Annotated in this window: 15 protein-coding genes; 13 read left to right on the top strand and 2 right to left on the bottom strand. The window is 38.5% G+C overall.

Annotated features, from left to right (window positions below):
* Positions 1-68: 68 nt before the first annotated feature.
* Positions 69-1,760 carry a sigma 54-interacting transcriptional regulator gene (locus tag DV702_RS08810; RefSeq protein WP_114924428.1) on the bottom strand — a complete coding sequence of 564 codons (1,692 nt, stop codon included), beginning with the start codon at positions 1,758-1,760 and terminating at the stop codon, positions 69-71.
* A 165-nt stretch (positions 1,761-1,925) separates the two neighbouring features.
* On the opposite strand from DV702_RS08810, the gene DV702_RS08805 reads away from it, so the two are divergent.
* The 11 genes from DV702_RS08805 (at position 1,926) to DV702_RS08755 (ending at position 13,809) form a co-directional block, all read left to right on the top strand.
* A complete protein-coding gene (locus DV702_RS08805) occupies positions 1,926-3,083 on the top strand; it encodes an amidohydrolase family protein (RefSeq protein ID WP_114924427.1) in 1,158 nt (385 codons plus the stop codon).
* Positions 3,084-3,104: 21 nt separating this feature from the next.
* Positions 3,105-4,472 carry an APC family permease gene (locus DV702_RS08800; RefSeq protein ID WP_114924426.1) on the top strand — a complete coding sequence of 456 codons (1,368 nt, stop codon included), beginning with the start codon at positions 3,105-3,107 and terminating at the stop codon, positions 4,470-4,472.
* Positions 4,473-5,651, top strand: coding sequence for a M20 metallopeptidase family protein (locus DV702_RS08795; RefSeq protein ID WP_114924425.1), 1,179 nt, complete (start codon positions 4,473-4,475; stop codon positions 5,649-5,651).
* A gap of 1 nt (position 5,652) precedes the next feature.
* Positions 5,653-7,023, top strand: coding sequence for a glutamine synthetase family protein (locus DV702_RS08790; RefSeq protein WP_114924424.1), 1,371 nt, complete (start codon positions 5,653-5,655; stop codon positions 7,021-7,023).
* A gap of 59 nt (positions 7,024-7,082) precedes the next feature.
* Positions 7,083-8,411 carry an aspartate aminotransferase family protein gene (locus DV702_RS08785; RefSeq protein ID WP_114924423.1) on the top strand — a complete coding sequence of 443 codons (1,329 nt, stop codon included), beginning with the start codon at positions 7,083-7,085 and terminating at the stop codon, positions 8,409-8,411.
* Between the two features lie 38 nt (positions 8,412-8,449).
* A complete protein-coding gene (locus DV702_RS08780; protein ID WP_114924422.1) occupies positions 8,450-9,157 on the top strand; it encodes a type 1 glutamine amidotransferase in 708 nt (235 codons plus the stop codon).
* Positions 9,158-9,352: 195 nt separating this feature from the next.
* Positions 9,353-9,613 (top strand): hypothetical protein, encoded by a 261-nt coding sequence (locus tag DV702_RS08775; RefSeq protein WP_114924421.1) that lies wholly within the window; start codon positions 9,353-9,355, stop codon positions 9,611-9,613.
* Positions 9,614-9,899: 286 nt separating this feature from the next.
* Positions 9,900-10,886 carry an ABC transporter substrate-binding protein gene (locus DV702_RS08770; protein ID WP_114925888.1) on the top strand — a complete coding sequence of 329 codons (987 nt, stop codon included), beginning with the start codon at positions 9,900-9,902 and terminating at the stop codon, positions 10,884-10,886.
* A 64-nt stretch (positions 10,887-10,950) separates the two neighbouring features.
* Complete coding sequence (locus DV702_RS08765) at positions 10,951-11,967, top strand: FecCD family ABC transporter permease (protein ID WP_114924420.1); 1,017 nt, start codon at positions 10,951-10,953, stop codon at positions 11,965-11,967.
* Complete coding sequence (locus DV702_RS08760) at positions 11,960-12,994, top strand: FecCD family ABC transporter permease (protein ID WP_114924419.1); 1,035 nt, start codon at positions 11,960-11,962, stop codon at positions 12,992-12,994. The genes DV702_RS08765 and DV702_RS08760 overlap by 8 nt, the downstream gene beginning before the upstream one ends.
* Before the next feature lie 29 nt (positions 12,995-13,023).
* Positions 13,024-13,809, top strand: coding sequence for an ABC transporter ATP-binding protein (locus tag DV702_RS08755; protein ID WP_371682667.1), 786 nt, complete (start codon positions 13,024-13,026; stop codon positions 13,807-13,809).
* 329 nt (positions 13,810-14,138) lie between these two features.
* On the opposite strand, the gene DV702_RS08750 is transcribed toward DV702_RS08755, so the two are convergent.
* Positions 14,139-15,530, bottom strand: coding sequence for a plasmid pRiA4b ORF-3 family protein (locus DV702_RS08750; protein WP_114924417.1), 1,392 nt, complete (start codon positions 15,528-15,530; stop codon positions 14,139-14,141).
* A 454-nt stretch (positions 15,531-15,984) separates the two neighbouring features.
* On the opposite strand from DV702_RS08750, the gene DV702_RS08745 reads away from it, so the two are divergent.
* Together DV702_RS08745 and DV702_RS08740 are read left to right on the top strand one after the other, a co-directional pair.
* Positions 15,985-18,018 (top strand): transglycosylase domain-containing protein, encoded by a 2,034-nt coding sequence (locus DV702_RS08745; RefSeq protein ID WP_371682756.1) that lies wholly within the window; start codon positions 15,985-15,987, stop codon positions 18,016-18,018.
* A gap of 322 nt (positions 18,019-18,340) precedes the next feature.
* Complete coding sequence (locus DV702_RS08740) at positions 18,341-19,972, top strand: hypothetical protein (RefSeq protein WP_114924415.1); 1,632 nt, start codon at positions 18,341-18,343, stop codon at positions 19,970-19,972.
* Positions 19,973-19,975 lie beyond the last annotated feature (3 nt).

Here is a 19,975-nt window from a genome sequence, read left to right as displayed (position 1 = left end):
AGACGGAGCTATAGCGTACGTCTTCGTTTCTTTCTGTTTATAATTCTATAATTACTGTGCATCAGACATTATTTTTTACTATCAATTTCATGTTTTTTAATTTTGTAGTTTAAGTTTTGTCTGGATATTCCGAGTTGTTCAGCTGTATTAGTTAGATGGTAATTATAACGCTTCAATGTATCTACAATAATTTGTTTTTCGTATTGTTCGACCGTTTCTGCCAAATCGATTTTTGGAGAGTATGAAGCGGTTCGGGTTCCGTCTGTTATGGTATCTGTTTGCAGATATTCCGGTAAATGATGAAGTTCATATACGAGTACATCAGGGTGTCGGCTAACTATCCATTCAACCATATGTTTTAATTGCCTTACATTACCAGGGAAGTGATAGTTTTCTAAAAAGTTCACTGTTTCTGGAGAAAATGAATGTGTTTTTTTGCCGGTATTGAACATATTAAGAAAATTTTCTGCTAACTGAACGATTGAGGACTGTTGATCTTGTAATGAAGGAACATAAAAAGATACTGAGCTCAATTCATAGAATAAATTTTCGTTTAAACACTTTTCTTTTATAGATTTCCATGGTTTTTCATTTAACAAGGAAATTATTTGTACATCAATTGCTATTTCTTCTTCACAGCCGTTACGAATGATTGTATTAGTCTTCAGCGCATTGAAAAGATGTTCCTGTAAAAATAAGGGCATAGCTGTCAGTTTATCTATTATCAAAGCCCCTTTATGTGCCTGTTCTAAAAAGCCTGCTTTATCGTGAGAGCCAAATAACATATTTGATAGCGATTGTGTAGAATATAGGCTGCAGTTAATCATATATACGGACTTTTTTAATTGATTTTCAACAAAAAAACGAGCCAACATATTTTTTCCCGTCCCTTGATCTCCATGAAATATGAGATTAGCAGAGGGATTACCTAACTGTTTTAATTCATCAAGAAGAGTGGATAATGCGTTAGTATTTGTAAAAAAAGAGGAGTATAGATCCTTTTCTTCTGTATTATCCTTTGATACTTCTTCTTTTCTAAGATAAAGAGTTTCAATAAAATCCTCTGTTTTCGAAAAATCTCTTGTTACAAAAATATTTCCGATTTTTTGTTTACCAATTAAAAGAGGTATGTTTTTCTGATGGATACTGTATTTCTTTCCGTTATTCGAGAAGAAAGTATTGCTATAGCCAATTTCTTTAGTGTTAGAAAGTGTGTAAAGAGAAGAAACTAGACTGCTTTGAGTAGAGAAGACTTCTGTTAAATATTTACCCTGCACATCCTTGGCTTCTCGGGAATTTAATTCACCCTGTTTTTTATTATAGAGAACTATCTTTTGATTATTATCTATAAAGCATACGCCTTCATCCAGCGAATCTAAAATAATTTCAAACTGACGTAAATATTGTTGATATTTTTGTAACTCTGTATTCAAGTGATTGATCGTTGTAACCTGACGCAATATGATGAGAGCCTCTGAATCATCGATTACATGCATATTAACTAATGCGTGATTATTCCCAATGGAAATATCTATGTTTTTCATGTCAATCTTATTTGACAAAAATTGAGGAATCTTTGGAGAGGGGATGTAATTTTCTATAGATTGATTGAGTAGCTGACTTTTAGTAGCTCCCGGAAAATAATCTACGGCTGATTGATTAAGCGTTTTAATAAATCCGTAGTTATCAATGATTATAATACCTTCAAAAAGAAATGGCGCTAGAATCTGAGTTGCATTTATTAAATTAATCTCTTTCATTTTTTTCTCCTTTTGTAAAAATATTTTTCTTTACTTGATGTTAAAATGTTTAGAAAATATAATCAACTATATCATAATTTTAAAAATAGAAAAACATCCGCATATAAAAATTTTTTTCGGAAAATATTTTTCTTTTTTGAAATGTAGATAGAGAGGAGAAATGATATGAAGAAAGTAAAATTAACTGGTGTAAAAGTAGTAGATGTACACGCACATCCTTTTAAAGAGAAACTAGAAGCACAATCACCCGTAGGTTTTTTGCGTAACCTTTCGTTATCTGTAATACCGGAAATGTTTTCTGATTTAAGTGAGGTAGAAAAAAATCAACCATATCCTGGCTCTAATATGTGGATTCAGAGACTGTTGAGAGGAATGTCACAGTATCTTAATTGTAATGAAGATATTGAAGCAATTGTCCATGCAAGAAATGAACAGTCAAAAGACTTTTCTGCCTACACACAGAAATTATTTAAGGATGTAAATTTACAAGGAGCTATAATGGATTTCGGCTATCCTCAGCCTCCAATAGACAGAGAGGACTTTGAAGAGTTATGCGATATAAAAGTCTGGGAAATCAGTAGGATCGAGCCGCTCATGGTAGAACTATCTGAAGACTATGAGTCATTCGAGGAGTTTATCAGCCTTTACAGAAAGCGCTTACAAGAGGATTTGTGTAAAGAACATGTAGTTGGTTTAAAAACAATTATTGCATATCGTAGTGGCTTAGATGTTGAAGAAATAGACGAGTCGGCAGCTACAAAGGAATACGAAACATTTAAGAAGGACACTAGGAGCGCCGTTAAAAGACTTCGTGATTACTGCTTCCATATCGCAATGGAATGTTGTACAGAAGCCGATAAATTTATGCATATTCATACGGGAATCGGTGATGGCGAAGTGGTACTTCCAAAAGCAAGCCCAAGCTACCTATTGGATATTTTCCGTCAAGAAAAATATAAAAATACAAAAGTCCATCTTGTTCATGGTGGTTATCCATGGATGGAGGAAGCTGCTTTTATAGTCAGCATTCTTCCTAACGTATACATGGATATATCTTTACAAAATCCATTTACAGCTCATGGTGTAGAAAGAATCATGTCACAAGTATTTGAATTGGCTCCGTTTGATAAGGTGATGTATGGATCTGATGCTTTTACAGTTCCGGAGATGAATTGGATGGGCGTTAAAATTTTTATAGAAAACTTTGAAAGAGTATTGAATTCGTGGGTGGAGAAGGACTATATGGATGTTGAGAAAGCTCAATATATCGGTGAAATGGTTCTGTATAGAAATTTCGAGAAGATCTATAACATCAAATTATAACATTAAGAGAGGGGCAGTAATATGAGTAATCATTTACATTTGGACCTACAGCCTAAGAGAACGCTAAAATTCTGGCATATTTGGGCTTTAGGAGTTGGTGCAGTAGTAGGAGATGGGATTTTTCTTTTGATGGGTGAAGGAATTGCCTTAGCCGGACCAAGTTCCATCATTTCATATGGTATTGCAGGGTTATTCCAGTTGTTTCTAATAATGGCTTTAATAGAAATAGCGATTGCTATGCCGGATGCAGGAGCGATGTCTCACTGGGTAGAACGAATAATAGGTAAGTCGTGGGGCTTCATTGCAGGAATGACATTTGCAATCGGTTGGATTATTGCAGGTGGCAGTGTCGGACTAGCACTCGGAAAGATAACTATGTGGTATTTTCCAAGCTTAACCGCTACTTGGTGGCCTATGGTATTTTCTCTAGTATTCATTACGTTGTTTGCTTTGATGAATATAGCAGGTACTATGCTTGCTGCTAGAGTTCAGCTTTGGTTGGTATTGAGTCTTGTAGGTACAATGATTATCTTCGCTGTAATCGGTCTAAAAGACGTGAATTTAGGTAACTTCACACCAATGATGCCTTATGGAGCTCCAGGATTTTTAAGTGCAATTCCTTTAGGTACATATGCGTATTTAGGGGCCCTTACTCTCGTTACAGCAGGGGCTGAAGCAATTAATCCACAGCGAGATCTTCCACGTGGATTGATATGGTCAAGTTTAACATTCTTGTTTATTTACTCTTTTGCTCATTTTGTACTTCAAGGTATTATACCTTTTCAAAGTGTCACGATTGATAGTTCACCATTTACAGTCGCAGCTGGTCAGGTTTTCGGTGTAGCAGGAGCATTTATCATGAATACTGCTGCGTGGATAGCTGCAGCCACAACTATTCTTATGGGAACGATGTATGCTACTTCACGTATTTTTTATTCCCAAGCAAGAGAAGGTATGTTGCCTAAGTTTATGGGAGCGATCCACCCTAAGACTTATACACCGGTCAATGCAATAGTGATAATTTGGGCAGCAACTGTATTGCTAATTATCATCGGACAATTTAATCCCGATTTGATTTACATAGAATTGTCTAATCAACTCGTAATAGCATGGTTGTTCTCGTGGGGGATTACATTAATTGCTAGTGTGATTTATAGAGTGAAATATAAAGAGGAAATAGCAAAATTGCCATGGAGACAACCTTTATTTCCTCTATTTCCAATACTAGGATTTATCGGAATTGTAGTTGTTTTGTATGGATCTTTTGTAAACGATATTGGAACGTTAATCAGAGGTGCGGTTTGGCTGACTATATTGTTTATTCTATTTAAAGTATTTAATAAGAGTGCATTTCGTAAAGTGAGTGCAGAACCGAAAAAGGTGATATAGATGATAAATCATACACACTATCTTTCTCAGTTAAAAGAAGAAGTTGTATCCATTCGAAGAAAGCTTCACCAATACCCTGAATTGTCTTTTCAAGAGTATCAAACAGCCGAAACAATTAGAAATATCCTTACTAGTTGGGGAATCAAATTTGAAAACATCGGTGAGACAGGTGTATTTGTCGATATCGTTGGTGACCCGTCCGGAAGAACTATAGGTTTACGAGCTGATATTGATGCGTTGCCTATTCAGGAAGAAGCAGATGTTACTTACCGTTCTTGTATTGACGGTGTCATGCATGCCTGCGGTCATGATGGCCATACTGCTATGCTATTGGGTGCAACTAAATTATTAAGCGAAAATAAAAACAAGCTACAAGGTACAGTCCGCTGTATTTTTCAGCCAGGAGAAGAACTGGACGGAGCCGCAAAAGATCTCATTGATAAAGGAGTACTTGAAAATCCATCGGTAGAGTGTGTAATTGGAATGCATCTATGGCCTTACCTTCCACTAGGGACTGTCGGTGTGAAAAGCGGAAGTATGACGGCATCCTGCGATGATTTTAAAATAGTTGTTAAAGGAAAAGGCGGTCATTGTGCCAGACCTCACCTAGGTATCGATGCTATTAATATAGCAACAAAATTAGTCCAAGATATACAGGCAATTCCCTTGAAACATACTAGTCCAACTCAGCCGACGTTAGTTCATATTGGTAAAATACAGGGTGGAGAAGCCAATAATGTAATAGCAGATACAGTTGAAATAGAAGGGACTGCAAGGTCATTCTCTGAAGTCACACGAAACTTGATCAGAAAAAAGATTGAAGATAGTTGTAAAGCTGCAGAAAGTTTATGGGGTGCTACTATAGAACTTGATTATATTATAGGCGCTCCAGCAATCAATAATTCATCTGAAATTACAGCGGTATTCAAAGCTATAGCTACTGATATGCTTGGTGATTCTTCTGTATATGAACTCGAAGAGCCCTCAATGGGAGCTGATGACTTTGGATACTTTTCAGAAAAAATACCTTCATTATACTTCCGGCTAGGCATCAAAAAAGATGATGAGGAAATATTTGATTTGCACCATCCCCAATTCTATTTTGACGATTCTGTTTTGATCCGTGGAGTTGAACTATACACAAATATTGCTGAGGAACTGCTAAAAAGGAGAGAATAAAATGAACTCAATAGAGCTAACAGATACAAATTCGAAGAAACAAGAAGTGTTGGAAAGAATCGAACGGGAGGATATTCAATATCTACGTGTAGAGTTTTTAGATTACACGGGGATTCTACGTGCTCGGACTATTCATAAAAGCCAAGTAAAAAGTGCGATAGAAAATGGGGTCAACTTCAGTACAGCTATTATGAACTTTAATATGTTTGACACGATGATAGAGAATGCAAGGTATGGAGCAGATGATGGTGATTTCTTTGCAATGCCTGATCTTGATACATTTGTAGTTCTGCCACACAGAAATAGAACCGCGCGTATGTATGCTGATTTAGTAGATGAAAATGGAAACCCGTGGCATGGTTGTCCTAGAAGTGCTTTGAAACGATTATTGAAGGAAGCTAAGGAAGAGACCGGCGGAGAAATCAATATGGTTTACGAACAAGAAGCTTATTTGTTAAAAGAACAAGACGGAAAACTTGTACCAGCCGATAATAGTATGTGCTTCTCTACAAATGGATTAGATATTCAAGAAGAGTTTATGCAGAGGTTTATCGAAATAATGGAACAGATGGGTATTGAAACGGAACAGATATCTAGTGAGTATGGCCCTGGACAACTAGAGATTAATACTAAGTACGATGAAAGTCTTAAAGCAACTGATAATCAAGTGACGTTCAGTCAATTGTTCAAACATTTAGCGCGTGATATGGGGATGGTAGGAACATTGGCTCCAAAACCTTTTGAAGAATATGCAGGTAGTGGTTTACACGTCCATATCAGTATGTTTGAGGGAGAAAGGAATGTATTTAAAGAAACCAATGACAGTAGAGGTTTAGAACTTTCGGATACAGCTTACTATTTTATTGGCGGTATCTTGCATCATGCAAAGGCGCTTTCTGCAATAGCTGCGCCTACTATGAACTCTTATAAACGTCTATTACCTGGAACATTTGCACCTGCACATGTTTGCTATGGAGTAGGGAACCGTTCTGCTTTGGTTCGCGTACTAGAACCACGACGGGAACGCCGATTTGAATACAGAGGCGCAGACGGTACATGCAATCCTTATATGTTATCATCCGCATTAATCGCAGCAGGCTTGCATGGTATCCGACAAAAAATGGATCCTGGACTTCCACTTGAAAAAGACATCGCTTCATTATCTGCAGAAGAATTGATAGCGCTAGGTGTAGAGGATGCACCAAGAGACCTGAAGGAAGCTCTTTATTACTTGGAAAAAGATACTATACTTGCAGAAAGTATCGGGAGAGACATTTGGGAAGAGTTTATTAAAGTGAAAAAATCGGAATGGAATCGTCATTTTTATCAAGTGAATGAATGGGAAAGGCAATTATTTTCTTCTGTATACTAAAACTGCAGCCATCTATTAAATTTTTATAAAGAATTACTATGTAGAAGGTGGAGATATATTTGACAGAATCAAGGTCAATAATAGAAAGAGAAAAGAAAACAATATCTAAAGCACTTAATCTTCGCTTCCATCCGATTTCAGTAGAAAGTGCCTTTGGAACAAGGATTAAGGATACAAATGGAACTTCTTATTTAGATCTGACGGCGGGATGGGCGGTAGCAAATATTGGTTACAGCAGGGAAGAAGTCGCTAAGGTGTTATATGATCAGTATAAAAAACTTTCTTTTACTACTCAACTTAGCGCCCCGAGCGAAACGATGACTTTACTCGCGGAGGAACTTATCGGCATTTCACCTGGTGCATTTGAAAAGAAAGTATGGTTTGGACATTCTGGTTCGGACGCAAATGAATTTATCAGTAAATTTGTACCGGTAGCTTCTGGACGTTCGAAAATGATATCTTTTTTTGGTTCATACCATGGACAAACAATGGGAGCTTCCTCTCTTTCAGGTCATGCAGCACAAGCGATGTTTGAAGGAAGAGGAAATGTAGTCAAAGTACCGTATCCCAATGAATTTCGACCATTCAGTGGAATTAAAGAAAATATTAAAGAACAGTCTATGTGCTTTTTACAAGAAGTATTTGCGACGGTGTGTCCTCCCGAGGATACTGCCGGAATAATAATTGAAGCGATTCAAAGTGATGGAGGAATGGTACTTCCACCCGAAGGATTCCTAAAGTCCTTGAGAGAAATATGCGACCAATATGGAATTTACCTGATTTTTGATGAAGTGAAGGTCGGATTAGGTAGAACAGGAAAATGGTTTGCATTTGAACATGAAAATATTATTGCAGATGCTATCGTTATAGGAAAATCTCTCGGTGCAGGTGTACCTATTAGTGCTGTTGTAGGACGGAGTGAAATTATGGACGCAGTTGTAGCCGGCCATATGTTCACAGCTAGCGGAAATCCGATTTCAACTGCTGCAGCTATTGAAAATATTAGAATTATTAAAGAAGAGAAGTTAATAGAGAATGCTAACGAGCGCGGAAAGCAATTTATTACTGGTTTAGAAGAGTTGAAGGAGAAGTATGATTTTATCGGAGATGTTAGAGGGAAAGGGCTAGCGATTGGTGTTGAAATCGTAAAATCTGATGGACGTCCAGATGCATCTGCGACAGCGGCAATATGCTATCGAGCTTATGAATTAGGCTTGCTGTTGTATACGGTAGGTATCCATAGTAATGTCCTTGAGATCACGCCACCTCTCATAATTAAAGATGAAGAAGTAGAAGAAGCTTTAAACTTATTGAATATTGCTTTTAAGGATATAGAACGAGGCGATTTTGATTACTCTAAATTAGAAGAGTATGCAGGCTGGGGTTAACTTCTTAAATATAGATAAAGAAAGGCTGCAGTTAGAAAATGAGAATTTGTATATTACAGCATGAGAAACTCGTTGCGCCAGGTTTCATAGAGGAATGGATTATCAGCCGTAATCATGAAATGCAGGTTATTCGTGTAGATCGTGGAGATGAGTATCCCTCATTAGAAGATTTTGAAATGCTTATTATTTTAGGCGGTCAGGCGGGGGCATACGAAGAAAATAAATATCCATGGATTATTCAAGAAAAAAATTGGATTCAAAGTGTAATAGACAGTGGAAAGTTTATATTTGGAATATGTTTAGGGGCCCAACTGCTTGCGGATGTCTATGGAAAGAACGTAAGAAAAGCAGAATATAAAGAAATAGGCTGGTGGCCAATTTCATTTAGACAGACTTGTAACTCCCACGCGTTATTAGAAGGTTTGCCAAACGAAATCTCTTTCTTTCAATTTCATCAAGATACATTTGACTTGCCCGATGAAGCAGTACTACAGGCAAGCAATGAAGCATTTGAAAATCAAGCATTTACAATAGGAGAAGGAATTCTAGGAATACAATTCCATCCTGAAATTGATGAGAAGTATTTACAACGAATACTTGATAAGTTTGGTGATACTTTTGAAAGATCATGTTATATCCAGGATAAGGAAGAAATAAATTTCAAGCAGACTTGTATACAAAGTAAAAGGTATCTTTTTCAGATCTTAGATAACTTCGAAACTTTATTAGAGAAGAATAGTAATTAACAAAAATTTAAAATTGAACTTATTAGATACCTTCATGGTGAACAACTTGAAAAAGGTTCTAAATCGCATATGAGTTATGTAATGCACAACCACTTACCCCTAATTTTTTCAGAATAATAATGACAGTTTCTTTCAAAATAAATTATACTTGTTGTAGGGGAAATAAGTTGTAAGATCTACCGCTGACGGATCGCCGTGTGCGATGAAAGTCGCCTGCATGGTGAAGGAAAGGACTATATTGTTACTGGTAATTTAGTTGTAACTGGTCTTTCTTGGTACAACGATACGGATATAAGTAAAAATAAGAATGATTTAAATTTTGTGGTTGAAGGAAATAAAATCAGTTTTATGCCTGGCGCGTATTACGGAATAATTTTTGTTGTTGAAACAACATCAGGATCATTCGAAGTATCAGCTCCAAATGATGGTGTCGGAACATCAAATCCACAGCCTTAATAAATTTCTTAACCTCACCATCTAGGTGGGGTTTTCTTATTACGCTGAAGGACGCTATTGTGTAATAGAAGCCTGTGTGATGCACAGCCACTGCTAACTAGAGTATCTAACTAGGTACTCTTTTTTTGTTGAAGTAAAAAATCTCAATAAAAAATATAAAAATACTAGTAATCTAAGAAAAGGGAAGTTATAATTCAAAATAGAGTTTCTAATTGATAACGATTTTCATTATCAAATAAAACTTAATATAGAAAGAAAGAAGTGGACAGATTTGGTTTCAAATTGGGTGAGCAAGAAAGTACTGTTTGTAGTTGTAGCATTATTATCACTAGTTGTATTGACAGCAGGTTGTGGGAATTCAAAGACGGATTCCGAACCTGATGAAACGGATAAGGAAACATCAGGAACAACTACTGAAGAAAGCCGGACTATCACACATGCGATGGGAACTACAGAAATTAAAGGAACACCGAAGCGAGTTGTGACACTATATCAAGGAGCGAACGATGCGGCTGTTGCACTTGACGTGAAGCCAGTAGGTATCGTCGAGTCATGGGCGGAACAACCAGTGTATCAATATTTGAAAGATGATTTAGATGGTATACAAATTGTGGGGCAAGAAACACAGCCGAACTTAGAAGAAATTTCGAAGCTGAAACCGGATCTAATTATCGCTTCCAAAATTCGGCACGAAGAGGTATATGAACAACTTTCAGCAATTGCACCTACTGTAGCGCATGAAACAGTATTTGCTTTTAAAGAAACAGTGGAGTTAATGGGGCAAGCGCTAAATGAAGAAGAAAAAGCAAAAGAAGTTATAGAAAATTGGGATCAACGCGTAATTGATTTTAAAGAAAAATTACAAGTGAAAATGGATGGCGGAGCACCGAAACATGTTGCTGTATTGAATTTCAGAGCGGATCATGCACGCATTTATTATACAGGTTTTGCAGGATCTATTTTAGCTGAACTTGGATTCAAAGGACCGAAAAACATGAAAGATGAAGGTCAAGACATTATCAAATTAACAGATAAAGAAAGTATTACTGAAATGAATGCAGATGTGTTTTATATCTTTATGGATACAAATGATCCAGCGGTAGTAAAGAATTACGAGGAGTGGACAAGTCATCCATTATGGAAAAATCTTGACGCTGTAAAAGCGGATCAAGTATATGAGGTCAATGAAATTGTTTGGAATCTTGGCGGTGGTGTCATTTCAGCAAATCTTATGTTAGATGATATGTATGATCGACTCGGATTAGAAAAATAAAAAAAGGGGTGGGGCAACTCCCATCCCTTTCCCTCTTCATCAGAGTAAAGAAAGTAGGTATTTTATGAGGAAATTATCATCTCATACACCTTTTAAACTAGTGGTTTTGATTGTGTCTATTATAATTGTTAGTCTGTCATTTGTGTTAAGTATCTCATCAGGACAAAATTCAATTCCTTTTCGTACAACGATAGAAGCACTCATTCATTTTGATGCAACGAATACAGATCACATTATTGTTACAACCTCCAGATTGACTAGGGCGATTATCGCAACTTTTATAGGAGCCAATCTAGCTGTTGCAGGTGCACTTATGCAGGCGATGACTAGAAATCCACTGGCCGCACCGGATATTCTTGGTGTCAATGCAGGTGCGTTATTTTTTATCGTTCTCTCAGCTACCTTCTTTTCCGTTGATTCCTTACAGTCGTATATGTGGATTGCTTTTTTAGGAGCAGCTATTGCAGGTATTGCTGTTTATTTCCTTGGGTCATTGGGGAAAGACGGATTATCTCCTATTAAAATTATTTTGGCTGGTGCTGCTATCTCAGCTCTTTTCATTTCATTTACTCAAGGATTGCTCGTAATTGATGAACAGCGAATACAAAGCATATTATTTTGGTTGGCTGGTTCCGTTTCTGGTAGAAGTCTAGATATGATAGTGCCTGTTTTGCCATATATGATCGTTGCTCTACTCATTGCATTATTTCTAGGTAAACCAGTTACGATTTTACTGTCGGGTGAGGATGTTGCTAAAAGCTTAGGTCAACGAACAGTGTTACTGAAAGTAATGATTGGTGCTGTCGTAATCATCTTAGCAGGAAGTTCTGTCGCTGTAGCTGGATCTATTGGATTTATTGGCTTGATTGTCCCTCACTTAGTGAAAGGAATTGTAGGACCTGATTATCGTTGGATCATTATTTTGAGTGCGTTAATAGGCGCAAGTTTGCTTTTATTAGCAGATGTGGCCGCCAGATTTATCATTGCTCCACAGGAAATGCCTATTGGGGTTATGACGGCATTTATCGGAACACCATTTTTCATCTACATTGCTCGAAAAGGATTGGTGAAGAATGGGTAAGCATATTACGCTTAAAAACAAATCAGAAAGTTTTTCATTTCAAGTCCATACGAAAACGATCGGCATTGTAATTATACTAAGCTGTTTATCTATAGCCGTTCTTATTATGAGTCTTTCCATAGGAAGTAGTTTTATCAATCCATGGACTATAGTAAAGAATCTTGTCGGTGTAGGAGAGCCTGATTTTATACTTAATCAACTAAGACTTCCTAGAGTATTGCTGGCGTTTATGGTAGGTGCAGCACTAGGAGTGGCGGGAGCTATTTTACAAGCTATTATTAGAAATCCATTGGCATCACCTGACATTATTGGTATAACGGCAGGTGCTTCTGCTGGAGCGATTATTTTTATCGTAGTTTTCTTAGGAATTATAAGTGCGGCTTTCATACCATTGGCAGCAATTTTAGGTGCATTACTCGTTGCATCTGTCATTTATTTGCTAGCATGGAATAATGGCGTCACGCCCATTCGTCTCGTATTGATCGGCATTGGTGTGGCAGCTGCGATGAAAGCGGTTGTTATGATGATGATTGTCTTAAGTGATACAGCAGTCACAACAAAAGCATATCTTTGGTTAACTGGTAGCTTATATGGTTCTAGTTGGAGCCATGTATATTCGATGCTTCCTTTTATACTTATATTTATTCCGTTAACAGGAATTTTAGCGCGCTCTGTCAGTGCAAAAGAATTAGGGGATGACATTGCAATTGGTCTTGGGGTGAAAGTTCAATCTAGACGTTTTATCCTTTTACTTATTAGTGTCGCATTAGCGGGTTCTGCTGCTGCATTTGCAGGGGGGATAGAATTTGTCGGATTAATCGCTCCACATATTGGAAGAATACTGATTGGACGTTCGTTTGCTGCATTAATCCCAGCATCCGCATTGATTGGTGGAATGATTGTCGTATTAGCTGACTTAGTAGCTAGAACTGCATTTTTGCCATTGGATATTCCAGCAGGAGTATTTACAGCGGCAATCGGGGCTCCATTTTTCATATATCTATTGTTTAGAAATCGAAATAGTTAATGCGATAGAAAGGAGTAGAGAACATAATTATGTTAGAAGCGAATTCTTTAACATTAGGTTATAGTGATACGAAAATTATTGAGGATTTACAGTTGATAATACCTGAAGGAGAAATCACGGTTTTTGTTGGAGCGAATGGTTGTGGTAAGTCCACGTTATTACGATCTTTAGCACGTCTTATCAAACCACAAGCTGGCGGGATTGTTTTAGATGGAGAGCAATTGAGAAAATACACTACTAAAGAAGTAGCAAAAAAACTGGCTATTCTTCCTCAGACTCCTCTTGCACCAGAAGGCCTAACAGTATTGCAACTAGTAAAGCAAGGAAGATATCCCCATCAAAGTTGGTTAAAACAATGGTCTAATGAAGATGAAGTGATAGTAGGTCGTGTGTTGGAATTAACGAATATGACGGAATTTGCTCAAAGAACAGTAGATTCTTTGTCGGGTGGTCAAAGACAGCGTGCTTGGATAGCTATGACACTTGCTCAAAAAACTGACATAATTTTATTAGATGAGCCTACGACGTATTTAGACTTAGCCCACCAAATCGAAATTTTAGATCTTCTCTTTGAGTTAAATGAAATAGAAAATAGAACGGTTGTGATGGTCTTGCATGATCTCAACTTGGCATGTCGCTATGCTCATCATATTGTAGCGATTTGTGATAAAAATATTTATGCACAAGGCAAGCCAGAAGATGTTATCACTCCTCAAATGGTCAAGGATGTATTTTCAATGAACTGTGAAATTAGTAAAGATCCATTATTCGGAACACCTTTATGTATACCGTTTGGTAAAGGTAGAAAAATATAAAGAAATGGTAACCCTTTGGTCGGAGAGGCGGTTACGTGGTCTTTACAAACACCAATAAACGGAGTCTCTGTGAATCCTACTACAGGTGTGATAACAGTTGATGTAAATACTCCGATCGGAACATTCACAGTAGTCGCTACATCCCTAAGTAATCCGTCTAAATCAGCTGAAATGACAGTAACCATAACGTAATACAATCAACCCTTTGTTGAAATGACAAAGGGGTATTTGTGTATTTGGATGCTCGCAAGTTCGGTACCTATATGCTACACAACTCGAAAAATCGTTTTTAAATCGCGTGACGCACAGGTACTACTCCCTATAATAAGTCACCATTCATCCTCCTCATAAAAATACTGTTGAGGACTTTCTCCTTCTGCTTCAATAAGATAGGGTTCAAAGTATTGCGTATGTTGTTCATCGATTTCTTCGAGAACGACTGTGAAGGTCCATTCATCGCCATAGTCGTATAAGTATAGTAAGGGCTCGTTCTTCTTCATGCCAATGCTGCCAAGCTGTATGTTTGAGGCATGAGATAGTGTAAAGGTGTCATTAGGTGAAGCAATACAGTGCTTGGACCACTTTTTTCCATCGGTGAAAAAAGAGTAAAGATGGTCGTCGTCGAATTGATAGGCATCGAGTATTTCATAGTGTACATCTTCCATCGTGGCGGTCGCAGGCAGTTTTATTTTACGCCAGATAGTTTTGGTATAATTGACACGGAGAGTATAGGCTCCGTTTTGAAAACTGTTCTGTATACGGGGGAGTGTTTTAGTCAATGTGCCTTCTGCAAATAAAGGAACAAACGGTAAGTAGAATGGTTGCATGCTTTGGTCTTCACTGAAAACTAGTTCTAGTTTTTCCGCGTCTTTCGCTGTCAAACCATAGTTACGTATATAATCATCTGGTTTTCCAGGAATCCAGTCGGACGAGCCGAATAATTTGCGTAATGAGATATTCCATAGATGCAGACTTCGGTCGATCAGAAGAATAGGCATCATTTGTTTTCCTAGAGTAGTTACCGCAATATTTTTTGCGAAATACGAGTTCTTTCGATAATATGTTTTCATGCGCTCAGTATCAGATTCACATATCCACAGACCGAACCATTCAAAGTACTGGAAAAAGTGATGCCAAGATTGCGTTTCCAAACTGAGAAGTTCTCCTGTTGCAGTCTTCGGATTGACGATGTTCCACTTTTTATTTTCCTCACTGGTATAAAGCGCAGTGAAGACTGGAGCGTGAGCGGTTGTGACTTGATTTGTATTGCTGAACAGTAAGTCATCCCAGTCCATATCTACCCAAAATGTCTCCAGTAGAAAGCAGTATTTTTCAGAAGTGGTAAATTCCTTAAAAGAAGTTAGCCGATCGGAATCCCCAAGAATGAGATTTTTACGATTTGAATGTATGTCAACTAGACGCCCAGCTAGCAAGATTTGAAAGATAAAATTGATATACGGGTAAAATTCCTGAGAAGAATAAGTATTTACGGATTCGGCTTTGACACTTAGTATGTCATTTACCTGTTGCAGATGTTTGCGGCTTAATGTTTGGGTCGTCTTCGTCAACGAGATGGACGTATCGCTACAATATGCCAAAAAGCTATTTACATCGTTTATAAATTGAGCTGGAAACTGAGAAGCGGAGCGGCTTGTGGAGTGAATAGAGGACTTCTTTTCTTCGTCCTCGCCAAACATATCGAATGATAATTGTGTTCTCAATTCATTCGCCTCCTTTTATTTACTATAAGTGAAAAATGAATCAAAATCGAGAGGAATGTTTTTAGTTAGAGATCTGCGTGCTGCAACATAAGTAAATAGTATTAATCTTACATAATTACAATAGAAAATATTTGCACTATCCATTTAGTATTTCGTCATGTACTATATAGGTATATTATTTTGTGGGATAGTGCGAGTAATGAGTGAATTTACAGTGGGAAGTATTTGCGTATTCCCTGTGTTGGTTACCCAGTAAACTTCATTTCCATCTGAAACTTTCACATAAAATACATCGTCAACTACATAATACAAGTCACCTGCTGCTTGTAAGCAGGTTTTTTTACTAGGCACAGTTTCGAAAGGCAATGATGAAGGTGGAATTCGTATGAGAAGAACGGAACATAAATTGCAACAGAAAAAAGTGAAGGTCGGTCGGAAGCGGTCGATTTTCAAAATGCCACTCCGCATCGTATTCCTTTTAATGCTTATTGTGGCGCTGAGCGGTTTGGTTGTACTGAATGTATTCATTTCATTGGGTGATGTAAGTAAATTGGACGAGCCAGAACCAAGAGCGACGTTTGTCTATGATTCACAAGGAGAAGTGGTAAGTGAACTATCGAACTCGAAAATTGAAGGTGTTTCGCTAGATCAAATCCCCAAAGAGTTAACGGAAGCAGTGATCTCCATTGAAGATCAGAAATTTTACAAACATCACGGTGTAAATTATCTCACGGTTACGCGCGCATTGATCAAAAACCTGTTCAGCGGGCAAGTTGTAGCAGGGGGAAGTACGATCACTCAACAACTTACAAAGAATGTGTTTTTAACGCAAGAGCGTACATATTCTCGTAAATTTAAAGAATTCATTCTTGCAAAGAAGATTGAGAAAACCTATTCGAAAGAAGAAATTTTGGAGCGTTATCTGAACCGAATCTATTTTGGTGAAGGGGCATGGGGTGTTCAACGTGCTGCAGAAATCTATTTTAGCAAAGATATTAGCGAGTTATCATTAAGTGAAAGTGCGACACTCGCAGGGTTAATCAAAGCACCCTCCCAAATAAATCCTATTAAAAACATGGAAAAGTCAGTAGAACGGCGCAATATTGTTTTATCTTTAATGAAAAACGAACAATATATTAGTCAAGCGGAGTTTGATGAAGCGGTTGGACAAGAAATTGTAGTAGCTGATACAGTGATGCCGAACTATAAAGGGAATCATCCTTATTATATGGATCTAGTCATTGACGAGGCGATCCATACGTATGGTCTTACAGAAAATGAAGTATTTTCTGGCGGATTGCAAATTTACACAGAAATAAATCCCGTGATTCAAAGGGCTCTAGAAAAAGTGTATGCGGATGATCGTTATTTCCCTGTAAGTAAGCCCGATCAACTCATTCAAAGTGCTTCTGTTTTCTTAAATCCTACAACAGGTGGAATTACGGCATTGATTGGAGGAAGAGGGGAGTTTGCATATGGACATTTTAATCATGCGACTGAACTGATCCGTCAACCTGGTTCGACATTAAAACCGATTGCTGTTTATACTCCAGCGCTCGAAAAAGGGTATGATATGTCGAATGTGCTTCTCGATGAACCGATCAATATTGACGGCTATTCTCCGAAAAATATTGATAGGAGAAATAGAGGGGAAGTGACTATGTACGATGCTCTTGTTCATTCGTATAATATCCCTCCCGTCTCACTGCTGCATCAGATCGGAATAGAAAATGGAGTACGTACTGTAGAACGGTTCGGGATTCCATTAGAAAAGAGCGATCACACACTTAGTCTAGCTTTAGGCGGTTTAAATAAAGGGACTTCACCTTTGCGAATGGCTCAAGCTTTTTCTGCGTTTGCGAATGATGGAGTGATGGTGGATGCTCATGTAATTACAGAAATAAAAGATTCTGAAGGAAACGTACTTGGGAAATGGAAGGAACGGTCTACAGAAGTAACAGAAGCGGAAGTTGCCCAGCAAATGACCTATATGCTACAAGGTGTAGTGAAAGAAGGCACGGGGGAAAAAGCTCAAGTGTCAGGTATTGAAGTGGCCGGTAAAACAGGTACTACGCAACTGCCATTTACAGGAGTGGACGGCTCAAAGGATAATTGGTTCGTCGGCTATACGCCAGACATTGTAGGCGCTGTTTGGCTCGGCTATGATCAAACAGATGAACAACATTATTTGACATCAACGAGCAGTACGACTGTAGCTCCTATTTTTGCACAAGTTCTTTCCAGCACAATCGGTCAATTGCCGACAAAGCAATTTGACTTACCGTTAATCCAGAAAGACAAAGAAAAGCTAGAGAAACAGCAGAAAAAGTTAATTGAAAAAGAAAAAGAGAAAATGAAACAGCAGAAAAAAGAAAAGAAAGAAAAGAAGAAAGAAAAGAAGAAAGAAAAGGAAAAAAGTGAAAAGAAAGAAGAAAAGAATGAACAAAAGGATTGGAAGCAAAAATTGAAAGACTTTTTAGGAATTTAGATAAGGTACCTATGTGCCACACAACTTGAAAACAATTTCGAAATCTGTATTTTCGGAATTGTTTTTTTAGGTTCTATTACCTACCTTCTGAATAGTGGAAAAAGTGTATGATCCCATAAAAAGAGCTTATTTACTATGAATAAATTTTTTAGTAAAAGAACATTTGTTACATTCCGAAAATATATTTTTCTTGGTAAACAGTATTGCCGCAAAGTTGTAAAGTAATCAGGAAATATTGCGTGTTTATTCTTTTTGGTATTGGGTATGACGGGTATAAGGGATAGAAATCCCTTCCGATAGATAACAGAAGGGAGGTGTGAAGTTGAGGAAATGGGGATTAGTCTTTTGGACTATCATATTCTTTGGAATTTCACCAGCTCTAATGCATGGAGAGGAACCTGAATCAGCTGAACAGTCAACAGAAGAAAGCAAAGAACAGCGTTCAGGACTTGTCTCAAGCTTAGTTCATACGGTGGCTGATACATTGTCGGCTACTGGCGAGACTAGCAAGAAAACTGTGGAGGCCACTGCCCAGACAATTAGCCATACGGCAGAGTTCACCGAAGAAACAGTCAAAACAATCACCGCACCGCCTGTCGAAAAGCCTGTGACAAAAACGGTGGAACGAACAGAAAAATTTGTGAAGGAAACCGTGGAAACGGTGAAGCCAGTAGTCAGCCAAGTAACAGAAACGACACAGCAGACAGTCAGCCAGACCACTGAACTGACAAAAGAATTGCCTGATATCCCGGCAGTTACACCGGTTGTGGAACAGACAGCGGATGCGGTCAGCCAGACTGCTGTTCAGGCGACGGAATACGTCAATGAGACTGTGAATACAGTAACGGATTCCGAGCAGGATAGACCAGTACAGCAAGTCTTGAAAAATACCGGACAATTAGTGGATGATACAGTGAATGCCACCGTCCCAGTCGTCGAGTCGGCAACTGCCGCCATCTCCGAAATAGCTGGAGAAGTGACAGAGGTAGTACAGGAAGTACCTGTCGTCTCCCATGCAGTTCCGGTAATAGATGAAACAGTGGAATTTGCTGCAAGCACAGTGGAGCATACGGTAGCCACGGTAAGCAAAGCAGTCGGTCATCTAACCACACCGACGAAGCAGCCGGTTCGCCAGACAGTGGAAGATACGGTTTCATTGGTCGATGAAACGGTTCAGGGCGCAATGCCTGTTATCGAGCAAGTGACGAATCTAGAGAAAGTTCCGGAAGAGTCGGTTGTAGACCAAGCCGATGACAGTGTAGTGAAGCCGCAACAGCTAGTGACAGCGGTCATTCAGCCAGCTGTCACACCGGCACAGCCTGTAACCAAGCCGGCAGAAACGATTCAGACAGTTCCGGCGGTTATTCCTGCTCCTATCCTTCCGAATGAACGTCCTGTGGCAATACCGATGACTCCGGTTCAAAAACCGGACTCTGAGTTTGTAGAAACGGTGGAAGCAGGTAAATCGGAAGCAGAGCAGGATGCTACCAAGGATTCGAAAGGATACACGGTGGTAGAAAACGAACAGCAAACTGAAATAGTCCATGAGAGTGTACTGACACGTTTTGATGAATTCACGCCGTTCACGGAATTGCAGGAACGCGCGCCTGCCTATTCCGGCTCTTCATTCAGAGCAGAACAGCCTAAAACGAAAGCGGTGACACGTGACAGTCAATCGAATAAGCAGACGGTACCTCCGCTGAATCAAGATAAACAGGCGGCCACCGATTCACGTGCAACTCATATGACGACGGGCAGTTCTTCTGTTTCAACGTCAGTTGCAAGTGGCTCGTCTGTTGACGTAAGTGCAGGATTTTGGAATGAACAAATGCAGGATTTACAGCTGATCAGTAAACGATGGATGCTCGAACATATACTGGGCAAGCTTCAATGGACGCATCCGCCTCCTGGCCAGCCGCCCCAAAACACTCCTTTTTTATACGTTAGTATCTAACTA

The sequence above is a fragment of the Sporosarcina sp. PTS2304 genome (genome assembly GCF_003351785.1).
Classification (GTDB): domain Bacteria; phylum Bacillota; class Bacilli; order Bacillales_A; family Planococcaceae; genus Sporosarcina.
The sequence above is the reverse complement of the archived record's forward strand: the minus strand, read 5'-3'. Positions and strand labels throughout refer to the sequence as shown.

What these genes read in the sequence shown, in the direction of transcription:
- DV702_RS08790 (WP_114924424.1), top strand. Translation starts at nt 5,653, where the DNA reads ATGAACTCAATAGAGCTAACAGATACAAATTCGAAGAAACAAGAAGTG.
- DV702_RS08800 (WP_114924426.1), top strand. Translation starts at nt 3,105, where the DNA reads ATGAGTAATCATTTACATTTGGACCTACAGCCTAAGAGAACGCTAAAA.
- DV702_RS08755 (WP_371682667.1), top strand. Translation starts at nt 13,024, where the DNA reads ATGTTAGAAGCGAATTCTTTAACATTAGGTTATAGTGATACGAAAATT.
- DV702_RS08810 (WP_114924428.1), bottom strand. Translation starts at nt 1,760, where the DNA reads ATGAAAGAGATTAATTTAATAAATGCAACTCAGATTCTAGCGCCATTT.
- DV702_RS08765 (WP_114924420.1), top strand. Translation starts at nt 10,951, where the DNA reads ATGAGGAAATTATCATCTCATACACCTTTTAAACTAGTGGTTTTGATT.
- DV702_RS08795 (WP_114924425.1), top strand. Translation starts at nt 4,473, where the DNA reads ATGATAAATCATACACACTATCTTTCTCAGTTAAAAGAAGAAGTTGTA.
- DV702_RS08805 (WP_114924427.1), top strand. Translation starts at nt 1,926, where the DNA reads ATGAAGAAAGTAAAATTAACTGGTGTAAAAGTAGTAGATGTACACGCA.
- DV702_RS08760 (WP_114924419.1), top strand. Translation starts at nt 11,960, where the DNA reads ATGGGTAAGCATATTACGCTTAAAAACAAATCAGAAAGTTTTTCATTT.
- DV702_RS08780 (WP_114924422.1), top strand. Translation starts at nt 8,450, where the DNA reads ATGAGAATTTGTATATTACAGCATGAGAAACTCGTTGCGCCAGGTTTC.
- DV702_RS08745 (WP_371682756.1), top strand. Translation starts at nt 15,985, where the DNA reads ATGCCACTCCGCATCGTATTCCTTTTAATGCTTATTGTGGCGCTGAGC.